The organism is Faecalispora anaeroviscerum (assembly GCF_947568225.1).
GTDB lineage: Bacteria > Bacillota > Clostridia > Oscillospirales > Acutalibacteraceae > Faecalispora > Faecalispora anaeroviscerum.
The window spans coordinates 1,942,003-1,958,676 of record NZ_CANOOQ010000001.1; the positions used below are offsets into that span (position 1 = coordinate 1,942,003).

The 16,674-nt window shown below is 54.0% G+C and carries 12 protein-coding genes; 4 read left to right on the forward strand and 8 right to left on the reverse strand.

Translation table 11 applies throughout. From position 1 onward, the window contains the following. Positions 1-88: 88 nt before the first annotated feature. Genes QOS46_RS09660 through QOS46_RS09680 form a run of 5 tightly spaced genes read right to left on the reverse strand, consistent with a single transcriptional unit; the run spans position 89 to position 5,740 of the window. A complete protein-coding gene (locus QOS46_RS09660) occupies positions 89-1,576 on the reverse strand; it encodes an FGGY-family carbohydrate kinase (protein WP_283609261.1) in 1,488 nt (495 codons plus the stop codon). A gap of 2 nt (positions 1,577-1,578) precedes the next feature. Then, entirely contained in the window at positions 1,579-2,508 is a 930-nt protein-coding gene (locus QOS46_RS09665) for a transketolase family protein (RefSeq protein ID WP_283609263.1), read from the reverse strand. After that, a complete protein-coding gene (locus QOS46_RS09670; protein WP_283609265.1) occupies positions 2,489-3,325 on the reverse strand; it encodes a transketolase in 837 nt (278 codons plus the stop codon). The genes QOS46_RS09665 and QOS46_RS09670 overlap by 20 nt, the downstream gene beginning before the upstream one ends. Before the next feature lie 2 nt (positions 3,326-3,327). Then, complete coding sequence (locus QOS46_RS09675) at positions 3,328-4,731, reverse strand: L-fucose/L-arabinose isomerase family protein (RefSeq protein WP_283609267.1); 1,404 nt, start codon at positions 4,729-4,731, stop codon at positions 3,328-3,330. Between the two features lie 19 nt (positions 4,732-4,750). Then, positions 4,751-5,740, reverse strand: a complete 990-nt coding sequence (locus tag QOS46_RS09680) for a LacI family DNA-binding transcriptional regulator (RefSeq protein WP_333782974.1) — start codon at positions 5,738-5,740, stop codon at positions 4,751-4,753. A 486-nt stretch (positions 5,741-6,226) separates the two neighbouring features. Here QOS46_RS09680 and QOS46_RS09685 point away from each other — a divergent pair, with 486 nt between their 5' ends. Then, complete coding sequence (locus QOS46_RS09685) at positions 6,227-7,792, forward strand: ClC family H(+)/Cl(-) exchange transporter (protein WP_283609271.1); 1,566 nt, start codon at positions 6,227-6,229, stop codon at positions 7,790-7,792. A gap of 469 nt (positions 7,793-8,261) precedes the next feature. On the opposite strand, the gene QOS46_RS09690 is transcribed toward QOS46_RS09685, so the two are convergent. Together QOS46_RS09690 and alr are read right to left on the reverse strand one after the other, a co-directional pair. Further along, positions 8,262-8,711: a phage holin family protein gene (locus QOS46_RS09690; protein ID WP_283609273.1), complete on the reverse strand. Its 450-nt coding sequence runs from the start codon at positions 8,709-8,711 to the stop codon at positions 8,262-8,264. A 195-nt stretch (positions 8,712-8,906) separates the two neighbouring features. Continuing rightward, positions 8,907-10,106, reverse strand: coding sequence for an alanine racemase (gene alr / locus QOS46_RS09695; RefSeq protein ID WP_283609274.1), 1,200 nt, complete (start codon positions 10,104-10,106; stop codon positions 8,907-8,909). Positions 10,107-10,360: 254 nt separating this feature from the next. Here alr and QOS46_RS09700 point away from each other — a divergent pair, with 254 nt between their 5' ends. Next, positions 10,361-10,501, forward strand: a complete 141-nt coding sequence (locus QOS46_RS09700) for a hypothetical protein (RefSeq protein WP_283609275.1) — start codon at positions 10,361-10,363, stop codon at positions 10,499-10,501. A 92-nt stretch (positions 10,502-10,593) separates the two neighbouring features. Here QOS46_RS09700 and QOS46_RS09705 read toward each other — a convergent pair whose 3' ends face one another. Beyond that, complete coding sequence (locus tag QOS46_RS09705) at positions 10,594-14,340, reverse strand: phosphoribosylformylglycinamidine synthase (RefSeq protein ID WP_283609277.1); 3,747 nt, start codon at positions 14,338-14,340, stop codon at positions 10,594-10,596. Positions 14,341-14,669: 329 nt separating this feature from the next. Here QOS46_RS09705 and QOS46_RS09710 point away from each other — a divergent pair, with 329 nt between their 5' ends. Together QOS46_RS09710 and QOS46_RS09715 are read left to right on the forward strand one after the other, a co-directional pair. Continuing rightward, entirely contained in the window at positions 14,670-15,890 is a 1,221-nt protein-coding gene (locus QOS46_RS09710; RefSeq protein ID WP_283609279.1) for a BTAD domain-containing putative transcriptional regulator, read from the forward strand. Between the two features lie 109 nt (positions 15,891-15,999). Further along, a complete protein-coding gene (locus QOS46_RS09715; RefSeq protein WP_283609281.1) occupies positions 16,000-16,548 on the forward strand; it encodes a hypothetical protein in 549 nt (182 codons plus the stop codon). Positions 16,549-16,674 lie beyond the last annotated feature (126 nt).

Genomic DNA, 16,674 nt, shown 5'->3' on the forward strand with positions numbered 1-16,674 from the left:
AATTTTGTAATATATTTGGAGCCTGCCGTATTTCTTTTCCGGCCCGCCCCAATAGAGACCACAGGACCCCAAATTTCCCGCCGGTCTTCTATCCGTGATTCAGTGCCGTTTGTACGGCATGCTTCCAGCCCCGGTACAGCTCTTCGCTTTGCCCGGGCGGCATTTTGCGCTCATAGGCTGTTCGTTCCATACAGGAGAAAATTATGCCCTGATCGTAAATTCCGGCCGAAATTCCGGCGGCATAGGCCGCGCCCATCCCTGAAAGCTCCTGCCACTGGGGCACACAGACCGGAATCCCCAGAATATCGCTCTGGCGCTGCATCAGGTAGCTGCTTTCCGTGGGCCCGCCGTCTACCCGCAGCTCGCGGATAGCAAGACCCGACTCCTCGCGCATCAGACTGACAATATCCGCCACCTGATAAGCGATACAGTCCACGCCGGCTTTCACCAGCTCGGCCCGGCCAGTCAAACGGGTAATTCCCGTAAATAGTCCTGTTGCGGCACTGTCCCAATACGGCGCGCCCAGCCCTGTGAACGCCGGAACAAAATAGGTTTTATCGAGCGGATTCGCGGCGGCGGCCAGCTCATGAGCCTGCTGCACCGTTTGCACCAGTCCGAGATCGTTCTTCAGCCAGCCAATCACCGAACCCGTGTAATTGATGTTGCCCTCCAGCACATACTGCACCTTGCCGTGCATACACCACGCAAGCGAAGTGACCAGCCCGTTTTGGCTCACGATGAGATCGTCGCCCGTGTTGAGCATCACAGAGGAACCTGTGCCGTAGGTGGCCTTTACCAAGCCCGGCTCCCGGCAGTCCTGCCCGAACAGCGCGCCGTGCGAATCACCCAGCACCGCAAGAATGGGAATGGAATGATCGAAAAAGCCCTCGAAATCCGTATCCCCGTACCATTCGTCAGAGCCTCGCACCTGTGCCATGCAGTCCATCGGGATGCCGAACAGCATACAGAGCTCCGGGTCCCACGAAAGGGCGCGAATATTAAACAGCTGAGTACGCGACGCATTGGAGTAATCAGTGGCATAGGTTTTCCCACCGGTCAGGCGGTACAAAAGCCAACTGTCTACCGTGCCGCAGCAGATGCCCCCGGCTCTGGCGCGTTCCTCCACGCCGTCTACATTCCGGAACACCCAGGCAATCTTCGCCGCTGAAAAGTACGGCGAAAGCGGGAGCCCCGTGCTCTCGCGAACCCGCTCCGCATAGCCTGCCGCGCGAATTTCTTCGCAAATCTGTTCCCCGCGCGCGCACTGCCACACAATGGCATTGTAAACCGGTTTACCGGATTCCCGGTCCCATACCACGGCAGTTTCGCGCTGATTACTGATACCAACCGCCGCAACCTGATTTTTGTCGATCCCGGCTTTCTCCACCACGTCGCGCACCACGGCAACGGTGTTGCGGTAGATTTCCTCCGGGTCGTGCTCCACCCAGCCCTTGTTGTCAATCAGCTGCGCGTGGGAGCGGTCACAGCGGGAAATCAGCCGCCCTTCACAGTCGAACAGCATCCCCTTGGTCCCCTGAGTGCTTTGGTCTATTGCAAGCAAATAGGTTTGCCGCATCGTCAGATCAACTCCATCGCAGCCTTTACAATGCCCTCGGCATTCAGGCCGTAATAATCAAATACCTGCTGGGATTTTCCCGTGATTACCGGTTCATCCGGCAGAGTAAGGCTCTTTACCCGTGTGGGATGCTCCGCACAGACGATCTGGCTGACCATCGAACCAAGCCCCCCATATGCGGTGTGTTCTTCAATCGTAATAATCCCCTTTGTTTCGCGTGTGGCTTTTATTACCGCCTCCCGATCCATGGGTTTTAAACAGTACATATCGAGTACGCGGGCGGATACGCCCTTCTGCTCCAAAAGTTCACCAGCCTGCTTCGCAGCAGAAACCATCTCGCCGCACGCGATGATCGTCACATCCGTACCGTCGCGCAGCAATGTCGCGCGGTTCATCTCGAAGGGAACATTTCCTTCCTCGTAAACATCCTCCACGGCGTTTCGGCCTACCCGGATATATGCGGGCTCCTCGTCTTTGAGAAGCGCATGAATCAGGCATTCGGTCTGCAGGCGGTCGCTCGGCAGATACACCCGCATATTCACAATTGAGGCCATCGTCGCGATGTCGTTCGTGGAATGATGCGTCAGGCCCAGCGCACCGTAGCTGACTCCGCCGGAAATGCCGATCAGCTTCACATTCGCGTGGTTATATGCCACGTCCACCTTGGCCTGCTCCATGCTGCGGGTGGAGAGAAAGCACGCCGGGGACACCGCAAACGACTTTTTACCGCATTTGGCCAGCCCCGCGCTGATCGTAACCAGATTCTGCTCGGCGATACCGGTCTCTACAAACTGCTGTGGGCGCTGCTCGGCAAAAGGTGTCATGGAGCCGGAGCCACGGGAATCACTGCACAGAACAACAATGTCTTTGTCCTGCTCTGATTTCTGCAGCAGCACCTCGCAGATTACCTGCTTATTTGCAATCTTGTTCATGTGCCGCCGCCCTCCTTTGCTCCAGCTCGCGCATCGCGATTTCATAATGCTCATCGTCCAGGGACTTGTGGTGCCAGGACGCTTGATTCTCCATAAACGACACACCGCAACCCTTTGTGGTGTTCGCAATAATCATGGTGGGTCTGCCTTTGATCTGTTTTGCCTCCTGCACGGCGAAATCCAGCTCTTTAGTGCTGTTGCCGTTTACGGAAATTACATGCCAGCCAAACGCACGCCAGCGCTCCTCCTGGCTGTCCTGCGCCATCACCATTTCTGTTGAGCCCGAAATTTGCAGCCGGTTACGGTCGATAAAGGCGGTCAGGTTGTCGAGCTTGTAGTGGGCCGCCGCCATCGCGCCCTCCCACACGGAGCCTTCGGCCAGCTCGCCGTCACCCATCACGGTGTAAACCCGGTACGGCGCACCATCCATTTTACCGGCCAACGCCATGCCGATGCTGTACGGCAGGCCATGCCCCAAAGAGCCGGAGCCGATCTCGACGCCGTTCACCTTATCGCTGGGGTGACCGATGTATTTCGAAAGATAGCCCGAATAGTTGTCGAGGTCCGATTTCGGGAAGTAACCCTTATCTGCCAGAATGCAGTACAGCGCCTCCACGCAATGGCCCTTGCTCAAAATGAAGCGGTCGCGGTTCGGGTCGTTTTGGTTTTCGGGCGAACAGTTCATGTGCTTGTAGTACAGCGTCACCAGAATGTCGGCCACGCTCATGTCGCCGCCAATGTGGCCGCTCCCGGCCTTGTGGATCAGCGTCACGATGTCCTCGCGGATCTGCCATGCCTTTTCCTGTAAATTCACCATTTTCATTCCCCCCTGAGATAAGCGCGCACCTGCTCCTCAATGGGATCGTAAAAATCGGGCTTTACATGAATGTATTTGCAGGCCTCGTACAAAACCGGCACCACATCCTTGTGGATGCCTACACAGTGATGAATATACGGGCCGCAGACGATTTTTTCTTCCAGGCGCTTAATGTTTTCCACTTCGATCCAAAGGTAGGTTCCCATGCAGTTCGGGCCGTCTACGCCTTTCGCGTTGCCTAGCAGCATGGAGTATTCGCCGTTGTCGCCGTCGAACCGGCACAGAGTCAGCTCGCCGTGCTTTGCCTCGGCGGTCAGGCTGCCCGGGTGCTTAAATGCAAGTGGGTAACCCAAAACCGGCTTCTGCTGTGCGACCGAAACCGGCCACGGGCCGCAGTGCTGCAGCAGCTCGCCGTTTTCAATGTCGGGGTGGCGCACTGTCCAGTCCGCAAAGAACGAGCGGGTTTCGCCCATCCCGGCAGCTTCCACCAAGAGGGCGGTAATCGCGCCGTGAATATCTGTTTCACACACAACCGGGATTCCCTCGTCGTTCATCAGCGCATTTGCCGCGCAGGGCATAATCCCAATTTCCTGCTGCAAAGCGTTCCAGCACTGAATCGCCACCGCGTTGCAGCCGTATTTTTTCACCAGATGCTTCATTGCAACCTTGAGAGCCGCAACATTTTGAAGCGCTTCCTCCGAAATGCGAACATCCATGTTTTCGCGTATGTAATCGAGCACCTGCGCCACCTCGTCGGGAGTTTGCTCCTTGGCCAGGCGCATTTCCTGCGTTAGCTCCGGCATCGGGATGGGAGACAGCTGAATGTTGAAGCGTTCCAGCAGCTCGCCCTCATTGCACATGGTGGTCCAAAAATCGAACGGGCGGGTTGAAATTTGCAAAATGCGAATATGTCGGAACGTTTTCACTGTATTGCACACCGCCATAAAATCGCGCAGGCCGCGCTCGAACACGGGGTCACTGAGCCGACAGTTTGTCATGTAGGTAAAGGGAACTTGAAAGCGCCGCAGCACCTTGCCTGTGGCAAACAGACCGCATTGGGTGTCGCGCAAGCGCACGCCGTTCGGCTCGGGGCGTTCGTCGAGCGGGCCCCACAGAAGTACGGGAACGTTCAGCTCCTTGGCAAGCCTTCCGCACACATATTCCGTACCAAAATTACAGTGGGGCAAAAATAGCCCGTCAATTTTCTCGGCTCTGAACTTCTCCGCGATTCTCTTCATGTCCTCGTCGTCAAACAGCAGGCCCTCGTCGTTAACATCTGTAATATCCACGAAATCCACGCCCAGCTCTCGCAGCCGGTCTGCCGTCAGGTTCCTGTATTTGAGCGCGTCCGGCGCACTGAAAATGCTTCTTCTGGTGGGCGCGAATCCCAGCTTGATTTTCTCCATGGAAAAACCCTCCCTGTTTTTAGTTCGCATTCAGGTCCCGAACGCTCTCGCGCTCGACAAACTCGGTGCAGACCTGTATTTTTGTTTTGACCTTGCTCTCCTGCCGAATATGATCATTCAGCCGCCGCACCGCAATTTCGCCCATCTCCTGCTTGAATACGTGAATGGTACTCAGCCGGGGACTCGAAATCTCGCAGTACGGAATATTGTCGAATCCAATAATCGAAACATCCTCCGGCACACGGTAGCCCTTTTCCTGTAAAGCGCGCATCGCACCAAGGGCAATCACATCGTTGTCGGCAAAAAACGCCGTGGGCAGCTCACGGTTTTTTTCGAGATGGTCCACCATATCGCGGTAGGCAGAATCCGTGGTGGTGCCAAGCGTAATGGTATACTGAGGCTCAATCGGCAGGCCGGCCTTACTGAGTCCGCGCCGGTAGCCGATTCCCCGGTAGGAAAACGCCTTAATGCGGAACCGCCCGCGCAAATAGCCGATTTTCTTGTGCCCTTTTTCAATCAGGTATTCCACTGCATGGCAGGCGGAATCGGTGTTGCTGATCAAAACACTGTCGAACGTGATGGTATCGCTCCAGCCGTCGAGCAGAATCAGGTGGCACTTGGGGTTTCGGAATAGCTGAAAATCCTGTTCCATCAGCTCCGTGCCAAGCAAGATCACCGCCGCGCTGGTATCCTCTAAAATATTATGTACCTGCTCCGCGCAGTCGGGGCTGCTGCTGTCGATATTGCAAAACATTGTCTCAAACTGCAGGTTTTTCGCCTGGCGCTCCACACCCTCAATCACCGCCGGAAAAAACGGGCTGTCGTTGATGATGAGGCCGTTCTTTTTATAAATAACAAACTTGATTTTGGATATTCTGGGTTTGACGGAGTAACCGATTTCCTCCGCCACCTGCAAAACACGTTCCACCGTTTGCTTGCTGACTCCGCGTTTATGGTTCAGAGCATTTGAAACGGTTGCCGGAGAAAAACCGGTCATATCACTAATCAATTTTATAGTTCCCTTCAACGGAATCCCTCATTTCTTCCCTGTTGCTCACCATTATACACACCATTTAAAATTTTACAATCGAATTTTTGGTTATTTTCATATTTCAAAATTAATTTATATAATTTTAACGAATAAAATTTTATTATTTTATTAATATCAACAACAAATTGTTTAAAAATAAACGATATTTAATGTTTTTATATCTAGATTTATATAAATTTTTATATAAATATTTATAATACTTTTTAAATAATACTTGTGATTCTTTTGCAAATCGTCTTTTTCAGGCCTACATTTTTGTAAAAAAATACTTATTATTTCTAATCCGCTCGAAAAAGCAATTTTATTTTTTATTCAAAATTTTCTCTTCACAAGGAGGGGGTTTCCTTCGCGCCATGCTGTGTGGTTTGAACACGGCTATGCAAAGTGCTATAATCAAAATCGCGGCCAAAAGGGTCGTATTTCTTTGAACAGGAGCTATCATACGTGAAAAAAGCAAAAACCAGAATATATCGCATTCTCTCCGGAATGAACCAGCTCAAATGGAGCCTAACCCTAAAGGGAGTCGCCGTGGGTTTGCTGGCCGGCCTTCTCTCCGTATTGTATCGAATGGGCATTGAGCATGGAGTAGATACCTCCGTAGAAATATACGCCTGGCTGAAAGCGCATCCCCTTCTTCTGCTGCCATGGTTGGTCTTGATTTTAGGGGCCGGATTTCTGCTCAACTGGCTGGTGGGGCGTGAGCCGATGGCCTCGGGCAGCGGCATTCCGCAGGTAAAGGGCATTGTGCTGTTCGGTTTAAAAATGAAATGGAAATCTATTTTGCTCGTGCGGTTTATCGGCGGAATTTTGTGTTCCTATTTTGGCCTGTCACTGGGGCGTGAGGGCCCGTCGATTCAGATTGGCGCAGCCGCAGGCCAAGCCGCCGCGGAACGCTGTGGCCGCCACGGCACCTTGGAAGACGATTACCTCATCACAGGCGGTGCGGCAGCGGGACTTTCCGCAGCATTTAACGCCCCTCTTTCGGGCATGGTATTCGCACTCGAGGAAATCCACCGCAGCTTTTCCCCGCTGATCTTGATTTCTGCGACTGCCGCCTCTCTTACGGCTGATTTTATTTCTAAATATTTTTTTGGGTTAAAGCCTGTTCTTGATTTTACGGATGTGCCCGTGCTGCCCATCTCCTATTACGGGTGGCTTTTGCCGCTTGGATTTATTTCGGGTCTGATTGGCTCGCTGCTCAACCGCACTCTGCTGGATTTTCAAAAGCTGTACGCCAAGCTTCCCGCACCGATGCGCCCGTGCATCGCGCTGCTGATCGCATTGCCCTGCGGACTGTTTCTGCCTCTGACATTGGGCGGCGGGCGGAATTTGATCCGCCTTTCGGAAAGCACACAGCTTGGCATTGGCATGTTGCTTGTTTACCTGATCGTAAAGCTGCTGTTTACCGGTGCCAGCTTTGGCAGCGGTGTACCAGGCGGCATCTTTTTTCCCATCCTGACGGTAGGGGCACTCTCCGGCAGTATTGTGGGCTACGTAGCTTCTTCGGCAGGGCTGCCGACGCAGTATGTTTCTGATTTTGCCGTTTGCGCCATGGCCGGCGCGCTGGCGGCTTCCGTTAAGGCGCCCGTCACCAGCATTCTGCTCACGGCGGAAATGTCCGGTTCACTGGTGCATTTGCTGCCTGTGGCGGCATGTGCATTCCTCGCCCTGCTTGTTTCCGATATGCTGAAAATCGAGCCAATCTACGACGCACTGCTGAACCGCCTGATGGAAAAGAGCGACAACTCGCTGCCCCAGCCTGAGCAGGGCGGCCTGATTGAATTCCCGGTGGAGTACGGCAGCACTGCTGCAAACCACACGGTAAAAGAGGTTCAATGGCCGCAGGGGCTTTTGATTGTGGGTCTTCGGCGCGGAACAAAGGAGCTGATTCCCAGCGGCAAAACAAGAATTATGCCAGGAGATTATCTGGTAATTCTCTCTTCGGAAACGCAAGAACAGAATATTCGCGAGCAAGTGCGCTCACTTTGTCGAACGGCACAGGAACCGTAATCCGCACCCCGCCTTATCTTTCAGCTAACGGCAGACTGCCAATCAAACGAAAAACCGGTATTCGATTCTTCCATTTCAACAAGCCTGTCCGTCTTCTTTCGTGCATTTAAATGAATTTGAAAATTACCCAATAAAAAATATATACTTTTTATGCTGAATCTGTTATAGTATGAACCATCACTTGATTGATTTAGCATACTACTATTTTATAGCATTAGAAAAATACCGTGTGAAACGGCAAGATAAAATCTGCATTGTTACCGGCGCAAGCTCCGACATGGCGCGCACGATGGCCGGCATCTGCGTAAACCGCCGCGGCGGCAGCCTCGAAACTGCCACGCCACACTATTTGCCAATGATATCTCCGCCTGACCAACGGCGTCCTTCTGGTAGCCGATACAGGCTTTATCGATGATTGAACTCTCACACAAAAAGTAAGGGCAGGCCATAAACGTGGCCTGCCCTTACTTTATTTCTGTCCCCCACCGGTTGGCAGATCTTCCGCCTGCGTTTTCAGGTAAGAAACCATCTTTTCCAGAAACGGCGGCAGCTGCACGCCTGTCTGTGCAATGTTCTCCAAAACAGAAAGCAGCTCGTTGCAGACCAGCCACACGGCGGCCAGCGATGCCGCGGCATAGCCGAACGGCAGCGAGATTCCCGCCTGCTCGGCGGCATACGCCGCCAGAATGTCAATGATAGCGCCAACGGCGACCAAAAGCCACATGCAGACTTTCTTGATGATTCCATGAATCCCCCGATAAGAGCTGACCGCCTCTTTCCGGCAGACGGAGGCCGCAATGCCCGTGGCATAGTCGATCAAGTTGGTCAGCACCAGCAAATACACCGGCACAGCCAAAACCCCCATCCAAGCGGAAAGTGCCGTAAACCCGGCAATGGCCGCCGCCTTTATTTTCTCCATAGCTTCCTCTCCTTCGTTCGTCTACTTTTCCCGCGTAATGTTTTCACAGTACGGGAATACGTTTATCCATCCCGAAAAAATGGCCGGAACTTTCCCCCTCAAAGGAAAGCTCCGGTCATTTTTTCATTATCATCTACGTAAAATTCCCCTTGCCAAAGCACATCGCTTCGGCAAGGGGAAACTCGTTTAGAAAAATCAGCCCTCTTCTTCGGGGCAGATATAGTTCAGCTGACCTACCGGCTTGCCCGAACGCAAGAACACACGCGGAACACGCTTGCCAACAAGGCAGATCATCTCATAATGAATCGTTTCGTCCAGCTTGGCAATTTCATCCACGCTGACTTCACTTTTTCCGTCCCTGCCCCAGATGGTCACCGTCATACCCGGGCGCACATCCGGAATATCAGTCACATCCAGCATCACCTGATCCATGCAGACGCTGCCCACAACACGGGCGCGCCGACCGCAGACAAGCATATCTGCCCGGTCGTGCAGGCGGCGGGGATAGCCGTCAGCATAGCCGATGGGAACCGTAGCCAAGGTAGTGCGCCGTTCGGTTACGAATTTCCGCCCATAGCTCACACTCGTGCCCGTTTCCACTGTTTTCAGCTGCGAAATCACCGTTTTGAGTTCCATCGCCGGGCGCAGATCCAGGTCGCGCCGCATCTGATCCGACGGCATCAGGCCGTACAGAATCACGCCGGGGCGCACCATGTCGAGATCCAGCTTCGGGTAGTCGACCACCGCGCCGCTGTTTGAGCAGTGACGCAGCTCAAAGATAATGCCGCGCTGTTTCAACTCTTTTACCGCGCCATCAAAGCAAGCATATTGTTCCATGGTAAAATCTTCGCCGGCACTGCCATCATCCGCAACGGAAAAGTGGGTAAAAATTCCTTCCGGAATTAGGCCCGGTTCCTTGCAAACAGCCTCAATCTCGGATAGCGAAGCCTTGTCTCTCTCCTGATTTTGATACAAAAATCCGATGCGGCTCATCCCACTGTCGAGCTTAATGTGAATTCGAACTCGAACGCCGGCGGCTATGGCGCAGTCGGAAAGCTCTTTCCCGTATTCCGCGGAAAATACCGATTGCGAAATAGAAAGCTCCTGTAGGCGTTCCGCCATTTGAGGCGGCGTATAGCCTAAAATCAAAATTGGACGCAGAATCCCGGTTCGGCGCAGCTGAATTGCTTCCTCCAAATTAGATACCGCAAACCAGTCCGCTCCTTTTTTCTGAAACTCGCGCGACACAAACGACGCACCATGGCCGTAAGCGTCCGCCTTGACGACACAGCAAATTTTCGTTTTAGGGTTCACCGCCGCGCGGATCACATCATAATTGTGATCCAGAGCATCTAGGTCAACCTCTGCCCAGGTACGCTTTAAAAAATGATTCATGAAACACCGGTTCCTTACTTTAAATTCAATAACCGGGCCCAAAGCCCGGTGCTTATTTGTACGGATATGGCTTCTATTATAGTACCGCTTCGGCAAATAATCAACCGCTGCGGGCAAGATAAAGCATGCAAAATAAAACAGACAAAATTATTTCAATACTTGCAGATCATTCGTCATTCTTTTGGGATTTTTTCAGAAGTTAGAGCATATACTGGTAGAACACTTTTTAAATAAGGGATTGGGGAGGCGATGACATGGAACAGTCCATGCAGCTGAATCGCCCTGAAAATCTGGATGATGACCTGTACCGTTGTCTGTACAGCGAACTAAGCACCGGTGTTGACCTGGATGATCTGATTTTCAATGGCGAAGAATGGTACGAAAGCGAGCGTTAACGTATATGCAAGCTGAAAAACAAAAGGGCTGTCGCAGAGCTCCTTAGGAGCAGCCGCGACAGCCCTATTTTTTTGTTTCGATTTTACTTATTTTACTTAAAATAGGCTACGCCGGATTCAAAAATGCGCTGATCCTTCGCACCCGGCACATTTTTGTACAGGTTCTCGCCCTTGCGCTCCGAGTGGCCCATCTTGCCGAGAACACGCCCGTCGGGGCTGGTAATGCCCTCCACCGCCCAAACAGAACCATTGGGGTTCCACTGGGTTTCTCCGCTGGGGATTCCCTCCGGGGTGGTGTACTGCGTGGCAATCTGCCCGTTCTGCATCAGGAGGCGCAGCGTTTCCTCGTCTGCCACAAAGCGGCCCTCCCCGTGCGAAACCGGTACGCAGAACACGTCGCCGGCCTGCGCACCCGCAAACCAGGGCGATTTTACCGAAGTAACGCGCGTATACGCCATGCGGGAAACGTGGCGGCCCAACTCATTAAAGGTGAGCGTAGGGGCGGATTCAGACGTTGGCACAATATGGCCGGACGGAACAAGACCCAGCTTAATCAGCGCTTGGAAGCCGTTGCAGACGCCCAGCATCAGGCCGTCACGATGATACAGCAGCTCTTCCACGGCCTGCGAAAGGCGCGGATTGCGGAACGTGGTGGCGATAAATTTACCGGAGCCGTCCGGCTCGTCGCCGCCGGAAAATCCGCCGGGCAGCATGATGATCTGCGCGTTCTGAATCGCACGCTCCAGCCGGTCTATGGTTTCCTCAATCGCCGAGGGGGTCAGGTTGCGCACAATCAGAACCTCCGGCTCCGCGCCGGCCAGCGCGAACGCGCGGGCTGAATCGTACTCGCAGTTCGTGCCCGGGAACACCGGAATCACCACACGGGGCTTTGCCGTCTTGATGGCGGGCGCGCCCGTAAAGCGCTCCGTGAACAGCGGTACCTCTTCCACAGAAGCTTCTTTGGTTTTCGTCTGGAATATCTTTTCGAGAGTACCGGTCCAAACCGCAAGCAAATGATCAATAGCAAACGTTTCGTTACCCAAAATCACCTCAGGCTCCTCGGTCACCATACCCAGCAGGGCAGCGCGAAGCTCCTTCGGAAGAACGGCACCGGCCGCGGCTTCGATCACCAGCGCACCGGACTGCGGCGCAAACAACAGCTTTTCCGCTAGCGCCCCGTTTTCGAAGCGGAAGCCCAAACGGTTGCCAAAGCACATGCGCGCAATCGCGGCAGCCGCGCCGCCCTCACGCACCACGGATGCCGCGGCCACGCCGCCTTGCTCCGTCATTGTGCGCACCGCGCGGTAATACTCCTGCAAAGCAGGATAATCCGGCAGGCCGGTGTCCTTTTGCTCCGGCAGCGGCAGCAAATACACCTTGTCGCCCGGTGTAGAGAAAGCCGCGGAAAGCGTGCGGCTTGCTTTGGTCATCGCCACCGCGAAGCTGACAAGCGTGGGCGGAACATCCAGCTCTTCAAACGAACCGGACATGCTGTCCTTTCCGCCGATGGCGGCAAGGCCCATGCCGATCTGTGCGGAAAACGCGCCGAGCAGAGCCGACGTCGGTTTGCCCCAACGCTCGGGCTCCTGGCGCAGGCGTTCAAAATACTCCTGGAACGTCAGCCGGGCACACAGAGGGTCAGCGCCGACCGCCGCCAGCTTCGACAAACTTTCCACCACCGCCCAGGCTGCACCGTGGAACGGGCTGAAGCGAGAGATACCGGGGATAAAGCCGAAGCTCATTGCAGTCGCATCGTCGGTCTCTCCGCCGGGTACCGGGAGCTTTGCCACCATGGCTTCCTCAGGGGTTCTCTGGTATTTTCCCGCAAAGGGCATCAGAACGGTCGCTGCGCCGATGCTGGCATCGAAGCGCTCTGCGAGGCCCTGCTGGGAACAAACCTGCAAGCGCGACAGATTTTGTTCAAACGCTTTTGTAAGCGGCTGACCCGCAAGCTCGGCGGGAACCAGCTCGCGGTAGTTCTGGGAAAGATCGGGAGCCGGGATATACGCCCTCGCAGAAAGCGTCACACCGTTCGTGTCGAGGAACGCGCGGCTGAGGTCGACGATGGTGTCGCCGCGCCACTCCATGCGCAGACGCGGCTGCTCGGTGACCTCAGCCACCACCACCGCCTGCAGATTTTCTTCGTCGGCCAGCGCACAGAAGCGCTCCACAGCTTCGGGCGCGAGCACCACGGCCATACGCTCCTGCGATTCAGAAATCGCAAGCTCGGTGCCATCCAGACCATCATATTTTTTCGGCACGGCGTCCAGCTGAATCTGCAAACCGTCGGCCAGCTCGCCGATGGCGACGCACACACCGCCCGCACCAAAGTCGTTGCAGCGCTTAATCAGCTTTGCCGCCTCGGGGTTGCGGAACAGCCGCTGAATTTTGCGCTCGGTGGGCGCGTTGCCCTTCTGCACCTCAGCCCCCGCCTCCTTGACGGATTCCAGCGTATGAGCCTTGGAGGAGCCGGTCGCGCCGCCGCAGCCGTCACGCCCGGTGCTACCGCCCAGCAGGACGATCTGATCACCCGGAGCGGGGATCTCGCGCACCACATTCTCTTTGGGGGAAGCACCAATTACGGCGCCGATTTCCATTCGTTTGGCAACATAGCCCGGGTCGTACAGCTCAGACACCTGGCCGGTGGCCAGACCCACCTGATTGCCATAAGAACTGTAACCCTGCGCCGCGCCCACGGTGATTTTGCGGGTAGGCAGCTTACCCGGCAGGGTGTTGGTATTGCGCGGGTCACCGGAACCGGTAACGCGCATGGCCTGATATACATATGCACGGCCCGAAAGCGGGTCGCGGATCGCACCGCCAAGGCATGTAGCCGCGCCGCCGAACGGCTCGATCTCCGTCGGATGGTTATGCGTTTCGTTTTTAAACTGCACCAGCCAGGTTTCCGTCTTCCCGTCCACCTGAACAGGAACCTCGATCGAGCAGGCATTGATTTCATCGCTGACATCCAGATCCGGCAAACGCCCGCGCCGGCGCAGCAGCTTCATGCCCATCACCGCAATGTCCATCAGGCAGATCGGCTTTGTTGTGCCCGCGATTTCCACACGCGCCGAATAGTAATCCTTGAGTGCCTTGTCAATTGCCGGAGCGCCCGGCTCCACCTGAATGTCCTCGAGACGGGTGGCAAAGGTCGTATGGCGGCAGTGATCCGACCAATACGTATCAATCACCCGCAGCTCGGTAATGGAAGGGTCACGCTGCTCCGTGTCGCGAAAATAGCTGCGGCAGAACAGCAAATCCTCAAGGCTCATCGCAAAGCCCATGGAGTCGTAGTATTCTGAAAGCTTTGCGTCATCCCACGAAATCAGGCCCTCTACCCGCCGCACCGCCGCCGGCTCCTGCACCTGCAGCTCCAGCGATTCAGGCTTGTCCAGAGAAGCCTCGCGGGATTCCACGGGATTGATAACGTAGCGCTTGATCTCCTCCAGCTCCACATCGCTCACATCCCCCAACAGAACGATCATCTTAGCCGAGGCCACCTGCGGGCGCTCTCCCGCGGTTAACAGCTGCACACACTGGGCTGCGGAATCCGCCCGCTGGTCGTACTGGCCGGGCAGGTATTCCATTGCAAACACCCGCGCGCCCTCAGGCACCGAATATTCCTCATCGTAAACATGATCGGCGTTCGGCTCCGAAAAGATTGTGCCTCGCGCCGCCTCAAATTCCTCCGGCGAAAGGCCGGAAATATCGTACCGATTCACAACGCGAACCTCGTCAAGACCGGTAATTCCCAAATTCTGCTGCAAATCCTCTTTCAGATGCTGCGCTTCCACATGAAAGCCAGTTTTCTTCTCCACAAACACCCTGATGACCGCCATTGAATCCCCCGTTCCGGCCGCCAAAGCGACCTTTCCTATTTCTGTTCTATTCTATCATAGTTTGCCCCCGGATAAAATAGAAAAATCCCCTAAAAAACGCGGCTGCGGCCAATCGCTTTCCGCATAATATGCCCCTTTGAGCCGCTCCAGCAGGAAAAAAATCACAGATAACATAAAAAACGCTGTATTAATTCATTTTTTTAAGAAAATTCAGCAAGAAAATTCAATTGGTTTTTGGCAATTTCTTGCCAATTTACATTCTGCATGCTATACTGATAAAACAAGCTAAATCAAGCTCCTTACCGCATTTGGAGGAGGTTACAGACTCTGTGGCACAAACAAAACCCGAAAGCGAAACGATATGGATTCATACGCTCGGCAAATTCAGTATACAGCGTGGGGAACATGTTCTGACACAATCCAATGGGAAACCGAAGCAGGTGTGGCTTTTAATCGAGTACCTGATTGCCAACCGCAATGCACACCCCAGGATTGAGCATCTGATTCAGGCCCTGTGGGCGGATTCCCGCTCCTGCACAGACCCCATGAACGCCCTTAAAAACCTGGTGTACCGTGCCAGGGATTTGCTGAAAAAAGGTTTGCAGGACAGTGATACTGAATTTATTATCTATTCGCAGGGCTCCTATCTGTGGAACCCCGAACTGCACTGCGTGGTAGATGAAGAAGAGCTTCAGCGCCTTTCTGCTTTGGCCGGACTGCCCGGGCAGAAAGCGATGCGGCAGATTGCCCTGTACCAGCAGGCGGTTTCACAGTATCAAGGGGATTTTCTGCCAAACTCCAGCTATGCCCCGTGGGTGATCTCCCACAGGAAAGAGCTAACCGGCCTTTACCTGCAAAGTGTGCGCAGTCTTTGCCTTCTGCTGGAAGAAACGCAGGAATACGGGGAGCTGATTGCCCTGTGCGAGTCTGCGATCACCCTGGTTCCCTTTGAAGAATCCCTGCACAAATACCTGACTGGCGCTTATCTGCGCACCGGCCAGAACAACAAGGCTCTGGCGCATTATCAATATGTTACCGAACTGTTTTACCGTGAGCTTGGTGTAAACATTTCTGCTAATCTTCGAGATTTGTATCGCCAGATCACAAAAACGGTTCACCAGACCGAGCTGGATCTTTCCGTAATTAAGGATAGTCTGCGTGAAGAGCCGGACGATGACGGAGCCTATTACTGCGACTATGAAATTTTCAGAAACCTATACCGGATTCAGGCCCGATGCCTGAAGCGGACGGGGCAATCCATTATCGTGGCGCTGATGACGCTGATGGATGACAACGGAATGATTGTGAACGGTTCCGAGGCAGTGGCCGCCGTAAATCTGTTTCGAGAAGTGGTTGTACATAGCCTGCGCAAGGGTGACGCCGTAGCCGCATACAGCTCATCTCAGTTCATTATAATGCTGCCCCTGACCAACCTGGAAAACGCAGAGGGGATCATGCAGCGCATCACGCGTAAATTTGAATCCTCTTATAAAAAGAAAGACTTTAAAATCATTTTTACGTTGCGGCCGATAGAACCGCTTGAAAAATAATCATTTTTCCGTACGATCAGGCCGCCGCCACGCCGCTACAGCGGTTATTCCTGTGTCAGGCGGGTTCGCTGTCAGGTTCTTCTTTGGCCGAGAAGGGAAAAACATTCCTATGAATCGATTGCAGGAACTGGTTTCTGCACCAAATGGAATCAATTGTTACGAAGTGAATCTTATTCGCATTGTCTCTTATCACAATCGCGAAATGCAGGGGCTTTTTTACAGCCCATACTGTAAGCGATCCGCTTCATTTTTGAGTGAACTGGAGCTTTTAAATCTGCTGAACCGATGGATGGACTCCGAAGACATTCCGCAGTCCACCACGCAGCTTCGCAAATTTTCCAAAAAGTCCATCAGCAAACGGGTAAGGGAGGGGTCCCCCGTGAAATATTCATCGCAGAATTCCAGCGAGGTTTTAACAACCGCTGAGGACTGGAGCCTGCAGGAACAGCCCGAAAGCGGCGCGACGTTCATTGTACAGGTCACCATGCGGCAAAGCGCCACCTGGCAGGGTGTGCTTCAGCGAACAGATACCAATCAGGTTCGTTCCTTTCACAGCACACTTGAGCTGCTTTTGCTGCTGACCAGCGCACTGGAGGGGTCTTTGTCCTCCCCCTGGAACGACGAGCCGGCTACTGGCAACAGCACACCGAAACACTGAGTTCAATTGATTGGCAATACACTTAAAACTGCTTATCCCTGCCTAAGGCAGGGATAAGCAGTTTTCAAATGGAATCACTCAATCACTTGTAAAACGGAAACGCCCGGGTACAGTTCACTTGAACTG